Raw genomic sequence first — 15,744 nt, 5'->3', positions numbered from 1 at the left:
CATGTCGACCGAACATCTGGCCCAGGATTGCAGGAATACGGGTCGTCTTGCCGAGGACGCCGAGCAGTGGCTCGGCGACGAGGCCAATGCCGGCACGGTCGGACGCGAGCGTGCGGATCTCATCCGCTATGTCCGGAAGGCGGCCAACCGGGCCGAGCGGCTAGCCCGCGCAGCGGCACGGCCGATGTGCGCGGGCGTGTTCGGGCCGAGCCAAGCGGGCAAATCCTACTTGGTCGAGGTTCTGGCGCGTCCGGAGGACGGCGCCCTGCGGGCCCGCTTCGACGGGCATGAGCCGGTGGACTTCCTGGCCGAGATCAACCCGATCGGCGAGAAGGAGGCGACGGGGCTGGTCTCCCGCTTCACGGCCGGTGCGGGTACCACGGCCGGGCGGACGCCGCTCGGTGCGCCGGTCCGCCTGCGGGTCCTCAGCGAGGCCGATCTCGTCAAAGTCCTGTCCAACACCTTCCTGCACGACGGCGACGCCATCAAGGAGACGCCGCCCAGCCCGGAGGCCATTGCCGCGCTGCTGGCGAGCCTGAAGGCGCAGGGCCGCCCTGGCACGTCGCGCTTCAACGACGTCGCGATCGACGATCTGCAGGACTACGTGCGCGACCAGGCCCGCGGCACACGGCCTCTCGATGATCTCGCCGGCTACTGGGATGAGGCCCGCAGCTTGGCCGGGGGCCTCGATCTAGACGGGCGCGCCCGTCTGTTCGCGCCGCTCTGGGGCGGGCACGCGGCCTTCACGGGCCTCTACCGCCAACTCGCGGAGGCGCTGGAACGCCTCGATCATCCGGAGGAGATCTACGCGCCGCTCGCCGCGCTGGTGCCCCGCGAGGGCAGCATCCTCGATGTGGCGACCCTGGCGGGTCTCGGGGCGACGAACTCGGACGACACCCTGACCGTGCACGGGGCCGGCGGCAGGGTCGTCACGCTCGCCCGTGCCACGGTGGCGGCGATCACCGCGGAACTGCGCATCGAGATCGCCGACACGCCCCGGGCTTTCCTCCAGGAGGCCGACCTGCTCGACTTTCCCGGCGCCCGCAGCCGGCAGAAGGTCGATCTGACCCACTTCCTGACCGCGCACCCGGACGCGCTGAAGGAGACCTTCCTGCGCGGCAAGGTCGCCTACCTGTTCGACCGCTACGTCGCCGAGCAGGAGCTGACAGCGATGATGCTGTGCGTCCGCCCCTCAAACCAGGAGGTCGTGACGCTGCCCGACCTCGTGGAGCGCTGGATCACGCTTACGCACGGATCGAGCCCGGAGGCGCGGGCGCAGCTGCCGAACCTGCTGTTCCTCGTGCTCACGTGGTTCGACAGCCATTTCGTCGACAAGGCCGGCGACGTCGGCCAGGATGCGGGCCTGCGCTTCCGCAACCGGATCGAGGCCTCGCTGCTCGGATTCTTCGGGAAGGCGCACACGTGGCCGCGGCAATGGATTCCGGGCGCGCCGTTCCGCAACACCTACTGGTTCCGGAACCCGAACTACCCGGCGGAATCGGTCATCCGCTACGACGGGCGGCGCGAGGTGGCGTTCCTGCCCGAAAAGCAGGAGCGGATCGCCGAGCTGCGCGCCGGCTTCGCCGCCCTGCCGGAGGCAACCGCGCATTTCGCGGATCCGGGCCGCGCCTTCGATGAGGCCCTCCGCCTCAACGACGGCGGCGTGAGCTACCTCGTCGAGAACCTGTCGCGGGTCTGCCGACCGGCCCTCAAGGCGCAGCAGATCGCCTCCCGGCTGGAGGCCCTGCGCGCCGAGATGCGGGAGCGGCTCGCCCGCTTCCACGTCGCCCTCGACATCGAGACGCGGTTGGCCGAGCGGCGCGAGGCGGCCGGCCAGGTCTTCGACGCGCTCGATGGGGTCGTGGCGGCCGGCCAGTTCGGCTCGCTCCTGCGGGCGCTCATGGTGGACCCCGCGGCACTCGCGCACGCTCTGCACGGGGCCGAGGGCGCGACCACCGAGGCCGCGCTCCCCGTCGCGGCGCCGCGCATCGCTCGCCCCGGGGCGATCCCGCGGCCGGGCGCGGCGCCGGCGCTCCGGGCCGAGCCGTCGAGCCCGGGCAACGACCGGGAGCGCGCGATGGCGCGGGCCGTGGTCGCCGCCTGGATCGGGGCCTTGCGCCGCACGATCGAGGCCGAGGACTTCGCGCGCCGCTTCGCCGTCCCGCTGACCGCCCTGGAGATCGTGGTCAGCGAGCTGATCGTCCTAGCCCGCCGGGCCGACATCGAGGGTGGCATCGCGTCCGACCTGCGGGATTTGGCGACCGTCGAGCGCTCCGAGCAGTCGACGGTCAAGCTCGCGCTGATCGCCGCGACCCGCCTCAACCGGCTGACCGGCAGCCTCGGGTTCACCCTCGTCCCGCCGGCCTGCGAGCGCCCCGCGATCCAGGACGAGGCGGGGGATCGGGTCGCCTTCGCCCACCGGCCGGTCAGCTACGATGCCCGCAGCATCGGGCAGGCCCCCGCGACCTTCGCCCATACCTACGCCACCGACTGGTTTCACGGCTTCTACCGGGTCGTTGAGGACAACGCGAAGAGCGCGTCCGGCGTCACGATCGACCTCGCGCAGAACGCCCGGATCGGCGCGATCCTCGCCGGTCTCCAGGCGCGCGCCGCCTGACCGCCTCGCCCGCTCCACCCGCTTTGACCAAGAAGCCTTCGCCATGACGATCCGCATCACCGAGGACGAGGACGAGTCCGGCGGCTACGCCTTCATCGATCTCGGTCGCCCGCTGGCGTCGCCGCTGCTCTCGTTCCGCCGCCAGGATACCGAGCCGCGGCATCTCGGGGCGGAGGGCTGGCAGCCGGAGGTCGCGTGGCTCGCGCCGCTCGCGGTGACCGAGCGGGACGGGCGGGCCGTCGCGCGCTTCGGCCCCAACGTCGTCGACCGCATCGAGGAGCTGGTCCCGATCGAGATCGTCGCGCAGGACGGCACCTCTTTCGGCGTAATCGCGTGGCCGTTCATACCGCCCGCGCCGTCCGGAGGGGGCATCCTCGCCGGCCTTCCAGCACCGGCTCCGACGCTGACCCGGGCCGGGACCGGCAGTCCGGCCGTCCCGGTCGCCGAGGCCGTGCCTTTCCCGGAGCCGGAGCCGGCCCCGCCGCAGGACGCCGCGCCCGCGGTTCCGCCGGTGCCCGAGCCGCCCGCGCGCAAGAGCCGGCTGCTCTGGCCGCTGGTCGCGCTGATGCTCCTCGCGCTGGCCGCGGGCGGCGCCTACCTGTACCGCGACCGGCTGCCCGAGATCATGGCCCGCCGTGAGTTACCCTCCCAGGAGCCGGGCCCGCCGCCCGCGCCTCCCGAGCCGGAGTCCCGCCTGACGGCCGCCGAGCTGCGGCAGCGCTACGCCCGCCTCGTCGACGAGCGCGCGCCGGCCGGCGCTTTCCTGGCGCTCGGCGAGACGGCGCTCGCCTCCCGGCAGGGGAGCGCGGCCTTCCGCGCCTTCGAGGAGGCCGATCCGGTCACGAGCGCGGACGCGGCCTGGCAGCTCGCGCGCTTCTACGACCCCGGCAACGCCGACGCGGCGTACCGCGAGGCGGCGCGGCCCGACATCGTGCGGGCCGCCTACTACTACGCCCTGTGGCGCAACCGCTCCCCCCGCCACACCGAGGCGCTCCGGGCGCTGTGCGAGGGCAACGCCGCCAGCGACCGCCTCCGGGCTATCTGTCGTCCCTGATGGCCCCAACGCACCCCACGATGTTCGTCCGTCCGCGCGTTTCACCCCGTCCGATGCCGAGGATCCCCGACATGGCTCCGCCCGCCCGAACCGGCCGTCGCTGGAGGCGCCTGGCCGCCGCGACCGCGCTCGGTCTCGCCGCCGCCACCGGCGGGCACGCGGCCTCGCCCGGCCTGACGGTCCAGGCCGCCGCCGCGCGCAGCAGCGCCGTCACCGGGCAGCGGATCGCGCTGCTGATCGTGCCGCAAGCCGCGGCCTCCGGCGGCCGGGCGGCGACGGCCAACGCCGACGAGGAAGCCTATCGCAAGCGCCTGCGCGACATCGGCTTCGAGGTGTGGACGCTCGGGCCGGCCGACCGCCCGCAGCTGGATCGCGGATTGCGCGAGGCCGTCGGCCGCCTGCCGGAGGATGCCCAGGTGGCGGTCTTCGCCCTCGGGCCGACCATCGGCGGCGCCGACGACATCTATCTAATGCCGCAGGACACCCCGGCCGATGCCGGACAGCGCCCGGGCCTGCTCGACAGCGAGGGCGTGCGGCTGAGCGACGTGCTGCGCCGCATCGCCCGACGCCGGACCCGCGAACTCGTCGTTGTGATCGACGAGTGTCAATCCTCGGCGGGCGGGAGTTGCGACTTCGATGCCGCGGCGGGGAGTTCCGGGGCGAGTGTCATCGGCGGCGAACGCGCGGGCCGCCGCAATGCCTCGGGGGCACCGATCGCGGGCCGCGCCTCGCTGCGCGATCCCATGCTCGCCGCGATGGCGCAGGAGGGCGAGACCTTTCTGCAATCACACGAGACCCTAAAGCGGGGCCTCGCCGGCAGCGATCTGGAGCCCCGGGCCAGCGGCGCGCTCACCACGGCGTTCGCCTTCATCCCACAGGGGTTCTTCGCGGGCCTGCGGACCGAGTGCAACAAGATCGACCCGAATGCCGAGCCGGCCGCGCTGCGCGGGGTGAACCTCGATCCCGCGATCCGCGCCTGCGAGACGATGACGGGGACCTATCCCTATGCCCGTCCCTTCGAAGACCGGCTGCAGGCGGGGCGGGAGCAGCGGGCCTATCAGCGGGCGGTCGCCTCCTGCGACGACGCCACAGCCACCGCGAGCTACAGCGCGTCCTATCCGGCGGGACGCTTCCGCGCCCTGGTCGACACCTTCGCGGTCGAATGCGCCCGCACGCGGGATCGCCAGGACGAGGCCCGGCGCCAGCAGGCGGACGAGGCCCGACGCCAGGAGGAGGACAGGCGCAGACGGCAAGACGAGAGGGATCGGCAGTGGGAGGAGGAACGGCGCCAGCGGGAGCAGGATGCCCAGCGCCGTGCGGATGAGGAGCGCCGCCAGCGTGAGCTGCAGCAGCGCACCACGGTCGGAAGCGCCTCCGGCTGGACGTTGAACTACTCGACCAACCTGCTCGAGATCTCGCCGCTCGCCAACGACCAGTTCGATCCGCAGAAGCAGACCTACACGACGATCTGGCACTCGCGACAGCACGGCGAGCAGGTGGTGATGTACGTGCAGGTCAGCCCGAACGAGCGTTGCGGGAGCGCGCAACAGTTCATCACGGAGCAGATCCGGCCGCGACGGAGCCAGATCAGCCGCGCGCAGGAGGTCAATACATCGCCGGTTCGCGCCGGGTTCGTGCTCGAAGGCCGCGGCACGACGGTCGCTCAAGGCAGTTTCGACGACAGAAGCTTCTACGATTTTGCGACGATCCGGCGCGACGACCGCAGCACGATCACGAATATCGGGGGGCGTTTCCCGGCCGAGTTCAGCGATCTGTACCGTGCCGAACTGCTCCGCATGATGAACTCGATGCAGCTGCCCAGCCGGGATGTCTTCAACAATCGCTGCGGCTGAGAACGATGAGCTGCCCGAGACACCGGGAGCAGGACGGGTCGATCATGCGCGCACCACTACTCGCCCTCACCACTTGTGTGCACGCCGGCCTGATGGCCGCCATGGTGCTCGCACCTCCCTCCGCTCTGGCCGATGCCGCCCAGGATTGTCGGTCTGGGAGCCCGGAGATGCGCGTCGGCGGATGCAGCCGCCTCCTGGCCGAGGCCCGGACACCACGGCAGCGCGCGATCGCACTCGATGGGCGTTGCTGGGCGAACATCGACCGGGGTGCGTTTGCGGATGCTCTCGCGGATTGCAACAGCGCTATCCGGGCGGACGATCAGTACCCCTACGCCTTCCACAATCGCGGGGTCGCCTATGCCGGCCTGCAGAACCCGACTGCCGCGATCGCGGACTTCAACCGTGCGCTGGCGATGCGGCCGACCTTTTCCAATACGCTCATCAACAGGGCGAAAGCTAACATCACCCTCGGAAACACGCAGGCGGCTGTTCGAGATTACGAAGAGGTCCTTCGTCTAAAGCCTGATAATGAAGAAGCCAAAAGTGCCCTTAACATACTGCGCGGATCTGCGAGCACATCCTCGTCGATCAATCCAACTAATTCGCTCTGCGGTAGCGTTGAATGTAATTGATTCTTGTCCCCGGCACATCGATCGATTTTGATCATTCTCCCCAGAGACTTGTATTTTTCACGCACAAATTTCTTGGAGGACAATCCAACCAGACGCCAACGAATGTTTGTCTCGAGATGCCGCAACATTCAATTGAAGGTCGCCAACTGTGGCCGGCCCATTCACAGCATATGCCGATGGCGCGGTGCATGCCAGCCTTCTTGTGTTTCTGCAATCGAATGCACGGTTGATGTCCGCTTCGCGGCCAGTGCTGAACGCGCATAAACGGCCGGATTGGGCGCAAGGCCGAATGGCCGTTTTTGCGCGCGAGGGCGATCAAGTGTGACGAAGTCGGGCCGTCAGCGGCTGGTCTGCTTCGGTGCGGGACTTGCCGCAAAAGCGGACAGCCTTCTACCAACACATCTCAGCCGTTCAGCTCGTCGGCGCAATCGTCCAGAGGCGGACGCCTGCGCCCTGCTCACACGACCATCGACTGGCTGGCGGCAGAGACGCGCCGAGCGGCTGACCGAACCCAGATGTGTCCGGTCCTCCGCGCCCGGCGATCCTGCGTCACGTCCCGGTCGGCAGGATGGACACGTGGGCGGACACCACCTTCCATCCGAGACCGGGCAGGCGCATCCAGGTCTGGCTCTGACGCCCGATGCCGGCCTTACCGCGCGGCTTGAACTCCAGATTGACGGTGGCGAAGTCGCTCCCAAGCGTCAGGATCTCCAGCCGGATCCGTGCCTCCTTGGTGCCGCCCGGCGGCGGATCGGCCGCATCGCGGGCAGCGTGGATTTCGGCGAATCCGTAGCAGTTCTCGGCCAGCGCGTAGCGGATCGTGTGCGGACTGTCCCAGAAGGTCGCGTCGAGGACGGCGACATCCTTCTCGATGAGCGCCTGCTCGTAGCGCTCGAACAAAGCCGCGATCTCGGCCACGATCTCCGGGCGGTTCACCGTCACGTCCATTCAACCCTCCAGGGCGACCGCCAGGCGGATCAGATCGAGGTCGGTCCCGCGCGCCCCGAGGATCGACAGGCCGACCGGCGCGCCATCGACGTGGGCGCCCGGCAGATTGACCTGCGGGACGCCGGTGAGGCCGCCGTGGCTCGTCAGGCAGGCGATCCGCTCGCGCAGCGGATGCAGCGCGCCGAGCGGCAGCCCGCGCAGCGGCGCCGGGAACGGTGTGGTCGGGAGGCACAGGATCGTGCCGGGGGGCAGGAGCCGCGCGAGGCGGGCCCTTGCCTCGATCCGCATCAAACTCGCGGCGCTGCGCTCGGCATCGGTCATCATCGAGCCCTGGATCAGCGAGCGGGCCACCGAGAAGGCCATGCGGGGGTTGCAGGCATCGAGCCAGGGCTCGAAGGTCTGCCACGCCTCGCTGCTCTGCAGGACGCGCTGCGCCCGCTGCCACACGGACAGGCCCTGCGGCGCGAGCGTCACGTCGCGGCGATTGCCGATGAGGGCGGCCAGACGCTCGATCTGCGGGGCCAGCGCCTCCTGCACGGCGGCGTCCGCGAAGCCGAGCGCGTCGGCGGCCACGAGCAGCGTGTGGGGCAGACGGTCCGGCATGCCTTGGCCGAACAGGACCTCGCCGACCCGCGCGAAGGTCGCCGCGTCCCGGGCGAACCAGCCGCAGGTGTCCGAACTCGGCGCCTGGACGCAGATCCCGGAAAAGTCGATGCGGCCGTGCGTCGGCCGGATGCCGTAGAGCCCGCAGAAGCTCGCCGGCACGCGCACGGAGCCGCCGGTATCGGTGCCCAGGGCGAAGTCGCAGGCGCCCGCAGCCACCGCGGAGGCCGAGCCGCTGGACGAGCCGCCGGGCACCCGGTCCGGCGCCGCCGGATTGAGCGGCGTGCCGTCGTGGGCGTTCTCGCCGAGGATTCCCAGCGAGACTTCGTCGGTCACCGTCTTGCCGACGGCCGAGGCGCCCGCATCGAGCAGCGTCTGCACCACGCCGGCATGGCGGGTCGGCGTCGGGTAGGCCCGCGGCCAGTCCGGGTTGCCCCCCGCCGTGGGGCTGTCCGCGACGTCGATCAGATCTTTGACGGCGAAGGTGAGGCCGGCGAGCGGCCCCGTCGCGGATCCGGCGACGCGGACGCGCGGCCCGGGCAGGAACGGGTCCGTCGAGAGGGGCTGCGCGGTCGTCATGCGGGGATCGGGTCCTGCCATTGGGCGCCGGGCACCGCGGCGAACAGCGCCTTCGTGTAGGGGTGCTTCGGCGCGAAGAAGATCTCGGACGTCGGCGCGACCTCAACCACCTGACCGGACCGCATCACGGCGATCCGGTCGCAGACCTGCAGCGCGACCCGGAGGTCGTGGGTCACGAACAGCATGCTGAGATGGAGCCGCGCCTTGATGTCGGCGAGCAGCGCCAGGACCTGCGCCTGGACGGAGACGTCCAGGGCCGAGACCGGCTCGTCGGCCACCAGGATCTCGGGCTTCATGGCGAGCGCCCGGGCGATGCCGATTCGCTGGCGCTGGCCGCCGCTGAACTCGTGCGGGTAGCGCTGCGCCGCCGCGGGGTCGAGGCCGACCAGCGCCAGCATCTCGCATGCCTGGACCCGCGCGATTCCCGGCTCGGTGCCGTGGATGATCGGCCCCTCGGCGACGATGTCGACCACGCGCTGGCGCGGATCGAGGGAGCCGTAGGGATCCTGGAACACCATCTGCACGCGCTGACGGTGCGGACGCATCTGGCGGCGGCTCAGTTCGGCGACGCTGTGCCCGGCAAGCAGGATCTCCCCGCCATCGACGGGCATCAGGCGGGTGAGTGCCCGCGCCAGCGTACTCTTGCCGGAGCCGCTCTCGCCGACGAGGCCCAGGGTCTCGCCCCGCCGCAGCAGGACGTCCACGCCGTCGAGGGCCCGGGTGACGCGGCCCCCGAACAGGCCGCGGGCGCCGTAGGTCTTCTCGACCCCCCTGGCCTCCACCACCAGAGGGGCGGTGCTGGCGGCGCGCCGCGGCGGCGGCACGAGCTTCGGCACGGCGGCGATGAGGGCGCGCGTGTAGGGATGCTTCGGGGCGCCGAGGACCGAGGCCGCGGGCCCCTGCTCGACCAGAACGCCCTTCTGCAGCACCGCGACCGTGTCGGCGATGTCGGCCACGACGCCGAAATCGTGCGTGATGAACAGGACGCTCGTGCCGTGCTCGCGCTGCAGGTCGCGGATCAGGGAGAGGATTTGCGCCTGCGTGGTGACGTCGAGCGCCGTGGTCGGCTCGTCGGCGATGAGCAGCCGCGGGTTCAACGCCAGCGCCATGGCGATCATCGCCCGTTGCCGCTGGCCGCCCGAGAGCTGGTGCGGGTAGGAGCGCAGCAGCCGGGCCGGGTCCGGGAGGTGGACGCTTTCGAGCAGCGCGAGGATGCGCGCCCGGCGGTCCGCGCGCCCGAGCGGCGTGTGGATGCGCAGGACCTCGTCGATCTGCCGCCCGATCGTGTGGAGCGGGTTCAGGGCCGTCATGGGCTCCTGGAAGATCATCGCGATGCGCGCGCCGCGGACTTTGCGCATCTGACGCGGGGTGATCGCGGCGAGATCCGCGCCCTCGAACAGGATGCGGCCACCCCTGACGCGCACGCGCGGTCCCGGGAGCAGCCCGAGGATCGCGCGGGCCACCATCGACTTGCCCGATCCGCTCTCGCCGATCAGGCAGGTGACCGCACCGGGCCGCAGGACGAGATCCAGATCGGTGACAGCATTGGGCCGGTCCGCGCCGGGCGGCAGCGTGATCGTCAGCGTCTCGATCTCGAGGACGGCGTCGCTCATCGCTCTCGGAGCCTCGGGTTCAGGACCTCGTTCAGGCCATCCCCGACGAGGTTGATGGCGAGAACGGTCAGCAGGATCGCCAGCCCGGGGAAGGTACAGATCCACCACGCCGACCGGAGGACCGCGCGGCCCGAGCTGATGATCAGGCCCCAGCTCATCACGTTCGGATCGCCGAGGCCCAGGAAGGCGAGCCCCGCCTCGATCAGGATCGCCGTGCCGATCAGGAGCGTGCCGACCGCGATGATCGCCGCGGTGCAGTTCGGCAGCATGTGGCGGAAGACGATGCGGGCGTCGCCCGCGCCCAGGCCGTCGCAGGCCAGCACGAACTCCCGGCCGCCAAGCGCCACGAACTCGCCCCGGACCAGGCGGGCGATGCCGGGCCAGGAGACGGCCACGATGGCCACGACCTCGCTGAAGAGCGACGGCGACAGGATCGCCACGATCAGGATCGCCAGCACGAAGGCGGGGATCGTCTGGAAGAACTCCGTAAGCCGCATCAGCGCGACCTCGACGCCGCCCCGGTAATAGCCGGCGAGCCCGCCGATCAGGGTCCCGAGCAGGATCGCCGCCCCGGTCGCGCTGAGGCCGATGATCAGGGAGGTGCGGGCGCCGTACGCGATCTCGGCGGCCACGTCCCGGCCCAGCGTGTCGGTCCCGAGCAGAAACCGGCCGCCCGGCGGCTGGAGGGCGGGGCCGACGAGCCCGAACGGATCGCCCGGATAGAGGAGCGGCGTGAGCGCCACGAGGACGACCAGCCCGAGGAGCACCGCCGCGCCCGCGAGCGCGAGGCGGTTCCGGGCGAACCGCGCCAGAGCCGTACGCATCGCTAGAGCTCCAGCCGCGGATCGAGGCAGACGTAGACGAGGTCCACGGCGAGGTTGATCACCACCACGAGGCAGGCCGAGACGAAGAAGATGCCGAGGAGCAGGTTGAGGTCGCGCGACTGGAGCGCGTTGAAGGCCAGCGTGCCGACCCCCGGCCAGCCGAACACCGTCTCGACCACGATCGAGCCGCCGATCAGGTTGCCGGCCTGCACGCCCGCCATGGTGACCACCGGCAGCAGCGCGTTGCGCAGGACGTGCCCGGTCATCACCCGCGCCTCGGTCTGCCCCTTGGCGCGGGCGGTGGTGACGTAGTCCATGCCGACCTGTTCCAGCACGGAGGCGCGCATCACCCGGGCGTAGACCGCGAGGTAGAACAGCGCGAGCGCCACCGCCGGCATGACGAGGTGGCGGCCGACGTCCCAGACCTCGTCCCAGCCCTCGTTGTCGGCGCCGACCGTGTCGTAACCGCTGGTGGGCAGCCAGCCGAGACGGATCGCGAAGACCACGATCATCATCAGTCCGAGCCAGAACCCCGGCGTCGCGTAGGCCACGAGGCTGACCAGGGAGATGACCGCGTCGCGCCAGCTGTTGCGCCCGGTCGCGGCCACGAGGCCGAGGAGCGTGCCGATCAGTAACGCGGCCGCGAAGGCGGTGAGCATCAGGAGCCCGGTGGGCCAGAGCCGGTCGACGATCAGGCTTCCCACCGGGCTGTCGTTGCGGAACGAGTAGCCGAGATCGAGGTGGAGCATGTTGAGCAGATAGACGCCGAACTGCGTGGCAAGCGGCTGGTCGAGCCCGAACTTGTGGCGCAGCTGCTCCATGTATTCGGGGCTCGCCGCGCCGCTCTCGCCCGCCAGCACGGAGGCCGCGTCGCCGGGCGCGAGGTGGATCAGGAAGAAGTTGAGCACGACGATGCCGAGCACCACCGGGATCGCCAGCAGCAGCCGGTAACCGAGGAACCGCGCGAGCCGCACGGGACTACGTGTCCATCCAGGCCCGTTCGAAGGCTTGCTGGGTTCCGAGGGGGCCGGTCGTGTGGTCCTTGAGGCGCCGATTGAAGACGCTGACGTACTGCACGTCGATGAGCCAGATCATCGGGCTGTCCTCCGCCAGGATCTGCTGGACCTTCTTGTAGAGCGCGGCGCGCTTCTCGGCATCCGGCTCGCGCGCGCCCTCGCCGAGCATGCGATCGACTTCGGGATTGCTGTAGAAGGTGTCGTTGACGAAGGTCACGCCCTTGCGGATCTGGCTGGTGAGGAACTGCTTGTTCAGCCCGTAGACCGGGTCGACGCCCTGGCTGAGGAACGGCTCGTTCAGGTCGTAATCGTAGTTGGTGTAGACGCGCCGCAGCCAGGTCGCGGTGTCCTCGGAGCGCAGCGTCACGGCGATGCCCACGACGGCCAGCGCCTGCTTCAAATATTCGGCCTGCCGCAGCCACTGCTCGCCGAAGGAGTTCACCTCCAGGTGCAGGGCGAAGCGGGTCCCGTCCGCGCCGCGCGGGGCGCCGGCCTGGTCGAGCAGCTTATTGGCGATGTCCAGCCGGTCCGGCACGTCGTACTGACGCACGTCGTCGGTGTAGAGGCCGGCGGTCTTGAACTTGCGGCTGAGCGGGCCGGTGGCGGGCAGGCCGTAGCCGAACATCACGTCCTTGAGGATGACCTTGCGGTCGATGGCGTAGGCGATCGCCTGGCGCACGTCCTTCTTCTGGAGATGCGGGTGACGGCCGTTCAGCTCCAGGACGCTCTGGGCCGGCGTCATCTCGTAGCCCTTGGTCGTGAGATCGAGGATCGGGTTGGTCTTCATCCGCGCGAGGTCGGCGTAGTTCACCGCGCTGTACCCGGCGAAATGCGCCTCCCCCGCCTCCATAGCGGCCGAGCGCGTGGCCGCATCCGGGATGAACCGGGCAACGATCCGGTTGAGATACGGCAGGCCGGGCTTCCAGTACTGCTCGTTGCGGTCCAGGCGCACGAATTGGCCGCGTTCCCAGCTCGTGAACTTGAACGGACCGGTGCCGATCGGCTTGTTGGCGCTGGGGTTCTGCAGGACATCCGTGCCCTCGAACACCGAGCGGCACAGGATCGGCAGGTCCCGCCCGGACAGCGCCTTCATGATGTAGGGCGCCGGATTGGCGAGCCGCAGGATCGCGGTCATCGGGTCCGGCGTGTCGACGGCCACCAGCTCCGCGAGCATGACCGGCGCGATCGGATTGTACTTCTTCAGGATCTCCATAAAGGAGTACTGCACGTCGGCGCTGGTGAACGGCTTGCCGTTGTGGAAGGTCACGCCGTCCTGGAGCTTGAACGTGATGGTCTTGCCGTCGGGCGCGACCTCCCACGACTTCGCGAGGTTCGGCTGCGGGTTCTGGTCCCAGTCGTAGGTGCAGAGCCCCTCGTAGACCTGCGTGGCGATCGGCGGGATATTGCCCGCCGACACCGCGTAATGGGCCAGGGTCGAGGGCTCGGGATGGACGATCATCACCATCGTGCCCCCGCGTCTCGGCTCGGCGGCGCGCGCGCCGCTCGCGGCCGCTGCGAGGCCGAGGGGAAGCGCCAGAACGGTGCGGCGGGAGAGATCGGTCACGTCGGACGTGCGGGACAAGCCAGAGGACTCCTGAAGCGTCCAGCCCGTTCGCAACACGCGTGCCAAGCAGGTTTCGGACCGACCGATCCATTACATCGCCGGGATGGGGAAATATTTTTCCGACACAAATTATTACACCGAAGTACGCAGTAGATCTTCCGTGTATCTCAGTCCGACACCGGGCGCGCCGAAGGCCGGCCCGACCTGGAGCGGGCGGCCGGCACGATGGATGACAACGGCCCGACCCACACCCGCACGACCTTGACCAACGGCCTCATGCGGCGCCTCATGTAGGCCATGCCCGTCCACACCGAGCACCACCTCTATCCGTCGATCCCGTTCCACAGCCTGCCGGACGCCCATACCGCGATGCGCGCGCGGCCCGGCGTGCCGCAGCGGGGCGACAACCGCTGGCAGGTCGGCTTCGTGCGGACGCTGCGCCCGTGAGCGGTTGGGCGACGGCCACCGGAACCTTCGAACTCGGTGACCTGACGCTTCAGTCGGGGGCGGTGCTGCCGGGCGCGCAGCTGCGCTGGAAGACGCACGGCACCCTGTCGCCCGGGCGCGACAATGTCGTGCTCTACCCGACGAGCTACGGAGCCCAGCATCCGGACCTCGAATGGCTGATCGGCCCCGACGGGGTGCTGGATCCCAACCGCTGGTTCATCGTCATCCCCGACATGTTCGGCAACGGGCTGTCGTCGAGCCCGTCGAACACCCCGGACTGGCCCGCCCTCGTCACCGCCTGGGACAACGTCCACGCGCAGCGCCGCCTGCTCGCCGAGATGTGGGGGATCGAGCGCCTTCACGCCGTCTACGGCTGGTCCATGGGGGCCCAGCAGGCCTATCACTGGGCCGCCCTGTTCCCCGACCGCGTGGCCCGCGCGGTGATCAATTGCGGCAGCGCCCGCACCGCCACCCACAACCGCGTGTTCCTGAAGGGCCTCATGGCGGTGCTGGAGGCGGCGGCGGAGCATGGCGGCGGGGGCCGCTTCTCGGCCGAGCCGGCCGCCGCCCTCCGGGCCTTCGGACGCATCTATGCGGGCTGGGCGCTCAGCCAGGACTTCTACCGGGCGGACCTCCACCGCACCGCGCTCGGCGCCCCGGACCTCGACAGCTTCCTGCGCACCGACTGGGAGGAACGCTTCGCCCGCCGCCCTGCGGCCGATCTCTACGCGCAGCTCTGCACCTGGGAGGCGGGCGACATCAGCCGCGACCCGCGCTACGGCGGCGATCTCACCCGGGCGCTCAACGCGATCACCGCCCGGCTGCTGCTGATGCCGGGCGAGACGGATCTCTACTTCCGCGTCGCCGACAACGCCGCCGAGCTGCCGCATCTGCGCGACGCCGTCCTGCAGCCGATCCCGAGCATCTGGGGCCACCGCGCCGGCAACCCGTCGATCAACCCGGCCGATGCCGCCTTTCTCCGCGACACCGTGCGGGCCTTCCTCGCCACGGCCGAAGCGGGCGCGCCCTGATCGGGCGCGGAGAGCGGTGACGCGCCGGCCTCAGGGCGTGCGCCGCATCAGACCGCTTCCCGGTTGAGCCGAACCACAAGCTGATCGGCGAACTTCGCCGCCGCGACGGAGAGCGATCGCCCGCGCAACTGCGCGAGGACCAGCGTCATCGGCGTCAGGTCGCGGAGATCGATCGGGCGGCTGTGCAGGCGCGGGTCCTGGGGGATGCCGCTCGGGATCTGCAGGCTGATGAGATCCTCCCGCAGGACGAGGTTGCGGAGGAATTCGAGCGAGCCCGACTCGACGACCGGCCGGAGCTCGACCCCGCGCCGGGCCAGGGCGTGCTCGATGTGATGGCGGATGGCGAGCGAGTGGTCGGGCAGGGCCAGGGCATGGCCAAGGCAGTCGCGCAGCCGGATCGGCCCGGTCTCCGACGCCAGCGGATGCCCCGTGCGCATCAGCGCGCAGAGGGTCTGATGTCCGGAGAAGAGCGGATGCAGCTCCGCCGAAGGCGGCGGTTGCAGGATCAGGGCGAGATCGGCCTCGAACGCCGCCAGGGCCGTCACGGCCTGCGCGTGATCGCGGACCTGGACCATGAAGCCGACCTGGGGGAACCGGGCCCGGTAGGCCTCGACCTCCTCGGGCACCACCTGCGTGACGAAGGCTTGGCTGCAGGCGAGCGACACGTGACCGCGGCGCACCCCCGACAGATCGGCGATCTGCGACCTCACCCGGTCGAGATCCGCCACCTGGTCGCGGATGTGCCGCGCGAAGAGCTCGCCGGCCGCGTTGAGCCGCATCCCCTGCGGCAGGCGCTCGAAGATCGGCGTGCCGAGCTCGTATTCGAGTTCCTGGATCTGCCGCGTCAGGGCCGAGGGCGTCAGGTTCAGCCGCTCCGCGGCGCGCCGGATCGAGCCGGCACGTGCGACCTCGGCGACGTAGGTGACGGTGCGCAGGTGCTTCACGCCGGCATCGTGCGTCCCC

Annotated in this window: 13 protein-coding genes; 6 read left to right on the top strand and 7 right to left on the bottom strand. The window is 70.4% G+C overall.

What is annotated here, in order from left to right; translation table 11 throughout:
• Position 1: 1 nt before the first annotated feature.
• From PQI07_RS01205 to PQI07_RS01190, 4 genes are all read left to right on the top strand, one after another.
• On the top strand, positions 2–2,617 hold the full coding sequence (locus PQI07_RS01205) for a virulence factor SrfC family protein (RefSeq protein ID WP_274925892.1): 2,616 nt from the start codon (positions 2–4) through the stop codon (positions 2,615–2,617).
• A gap of 43 nt (positions 2,618–2,660) precedes the next feature.
• Positions 2,661–3,671 carry a hypothetical protein gene (locus tag PQI07_RS01200; protein ID WP_043755358.1) on the top strand — a complete coding sequence of 337 codons (1,011 nt, stop codon included), beginning with the start codon at positions 2,661–2,663 and terminating at the stop codon, positions 3,669–3,671.
• A gap of 71 nt (positions 3,672–3,742) precedes the next feature.
• On the top strand, positions 3,743–5,524 hold the full coding sequence (locus PQI07_RS01195) for a hypothetical protein (protein WP_274925891.1): 1,782 nt from the start codon (positions 3,743–3,745) through the stop codon (positions 5,522–5,524).
• Positions 5,525–5,691: 167 nt separating this feature from the next.
• Positions 5,692–6,156 carry a tetratricopeptide repeat protein gene (locus PQI07_RS01190; RefSeq protein WP_274925890.1) on the top strand — a complete coding sequence of 155 codons (465 nt, stop codon included), beginning with the start codon at positions 5,692–5,694 and terminating at the stop codon, positions 6,154–6,156.
• 549 nt (positions 6,157–6,705) lie between these two features.
• On the opposite strand, the gene hpxZ is transcribed toward PQI07_RS01190, so the two are convergent.
• From hpxZ to PQI07_RS01160, 6 genes are read right to left on the bottom strand one after another with little or no spacing between them, the layout of a single operon-like run.
• Positions 6,706–7,104 (bottom strand): oxalurate catabolism protein HpxZ, encoded by a 399-nt coding sequence (gene hpxZ, locus PQI07_RS01185; RefSeq protein ID WP_274925889.1) that lies wholly within the window; start codon positions 7,102–7,104, stop codon positions 6,706–6,708.
• Entirely contained in the window at positions 7,105–8,286 is a 1,182-nt protein-coding gene (locus PQI07_RS01180; protein ID WP_043385413.1) for an amidase, read from the bottom strand.
• On the bottom strand, positions 8,283–9,899 hold the full coding sequence (locus PQI07_RS01175) for an ABC transporter ATP-binding protein (protein WP_274925888.1): 1,617 nt from the start codon (positions 9,897–9,899) through the stop codon (positions 8,283–8,285). Before PQI07_RS01175 ends, PQI07_RS01180 begins: the two co-directional genes overlap by 4 nt.
• Positions 9,896–10,723, bottom strand: coding sequence for an ABC transporter permease (locus PQI07_RS01170; protein WP_043385407.1), 828 nt, complete (start codon positions 10,721–10,723; stop codon positions 9,896–9,898). The genes PQI07_RS01175 and PQI07_RS01170 overlap by 4 nt, the downstream gene beginning before the upstream one ends.
• 2 nt (positions 10,724–10,725) lie before the next feature.
• The gene (locus PQI07_RS01165; RefSeq protein ID WP_043755366.1) at positions 10,726–11,697 is read right to left on the bottom strand and encodes an ABC transporter permease; all 972 of its coding nucleotides are present in this window, start codon (positions 11,695–11,697) and stop codon (positions 10,726–10,728) included.
• Positions 11,698–11,701: 4 nt separating this feature from the next.
• Positions 11,702–13,321, bottom strand: a complete 1,620-nt coding sequence (locus tag PQI07_RS01160) for an ABC transporter substrate-binding protein (protein WP_051976165.1) — start codon at positions 13,319–13,321, stop codon at positions 11,702–11,704.
• 279 nt (positions 13,322–13,600) lie between these two features.
• Here PQI07_RS01160 and PQI07_RS01155 point away from each other — a divergent pair, with 279 nt between their 5' ends.
• The gene (locus PQI07_RS01155; RefSeq protein WP_244538918.1) at positions 13,601–13,750 is read left to right on the top strand and encodes a fatty acid desaturase; all 150 of its coding nucleotides are present in this window, start codon (positions 13,601–13,603) and stop codon (positions 13,748–13,750) included.
• A complete protein-coding gene (locus tag PQI07_RS01150; protein WP_274925887.1) occupies positions 13,747–14,781 on the top strand; it encodes an alpha/beta fold hydrolase in 1,035 nt (344 codons plus the stop codon). Before PQI07_RS01155 ends, PQI07_RS01150 begins: the two co-directional genes overlap by 4 nt.
• Positions 14,782–14,828: 47 nt before the next feature.
• Here PQI07_RS01150 and PQI07_RS01145 read toward each other — a convergent pair whose 3' ends face one another.
• Positions 14,829–15,725, bottom strand: a complete 897-nt coding sequence (locus PQI07_RS01145; protein WP_274925886.1) for a LysR family transcriptional regulator — start codon at positions 15,723–15,725, stop codon at positions 14,829–14,831.
• Between the last annotated feature and the right edge of the window lie 19 nt (positions 15,726–15,744).

This window comes from Methylobacterium sp. 092160098-2 (genome assembly GCF_028920805.1).
In the GTDB taxonomy this organism is placed as follows: Bacteria; Pseudomonadota; Alphaproteobacteria; order Rhizobiales; family Beijerinckiaceae; genus Methylobacterium; species Methylobacterium fujisawaense.
The sequence above is the reverse complement of the archived record's forward strand: the minus strand, read 5'-3'. Positions and strand labels throughout refer to the sequence as shown.

Bases quoted from the DNA above. Each gene is read 5' to 3' on its own strand.
- PQI07_RS01205 (WP_274925892.1), top strand. From the start codon at position 2: ATGTCGACCGAACATCTGGCCCAGGATTGCAGGAATACGGGTCGTCTT.
- PQI07_RS01200 (WP_043755358.1), top strand. From the start codon at position 2,661: ATGACGATCCGCATCACCGAGGACGAGGACGAGTCCGGCGGCTACGCC.
- PQI07_RS01195 (WP_274925891.1), top strand. From the start codon at position 3,743: ATGGCTCCGCCCGCCCGAACCGGCCGTCGCTGGAGGCGCCTGGCCGCC.
- PQI07_RS01190 (WP_274925890.1), top strand. From the start codon at position 5,692: ATGCGCGTCGGCGGATGCAGCCGCCTCCTGGCCGAGGCCCGGACACCA.
- hpxZ (WP_274925889.1), bottom strand. From the start codon at position 7,104: ATGGACGTGACGGTGAACCGCCCGGAGATCGTGGCCGAGATCGCGGCT.
- PQI07_RS01180 (WP_043385413.1), bottom strand. From the start codon at position 8,286: ATGACGACCGCGCAGCCCCTCTCGACGGACCCGTTCCTGCCCGGGCCG.
- PQI07_RS01175 (WP_274925888.1), bottom strand. From the start codon at position 9,899: ATGAGCGACGCCGTCCTCGAGATCGAGACGCTGACGATCACGCTGCCG.
- PQI07_RS01170 (WP_043385407.1), bottom strand. From the start codon at position 10,723: ATGCGTACGGCTCTGGCGCGGTTCGCCCGGAACCGCCTCGCGCTCGCG.
- PQI07_RS01155 (WP_244538918.1), top strand. From the start codon at position 13,601: ATGCCCGTCCACACCGAGCACCACCTCTATCCGTCGATCCCGTTCCAC.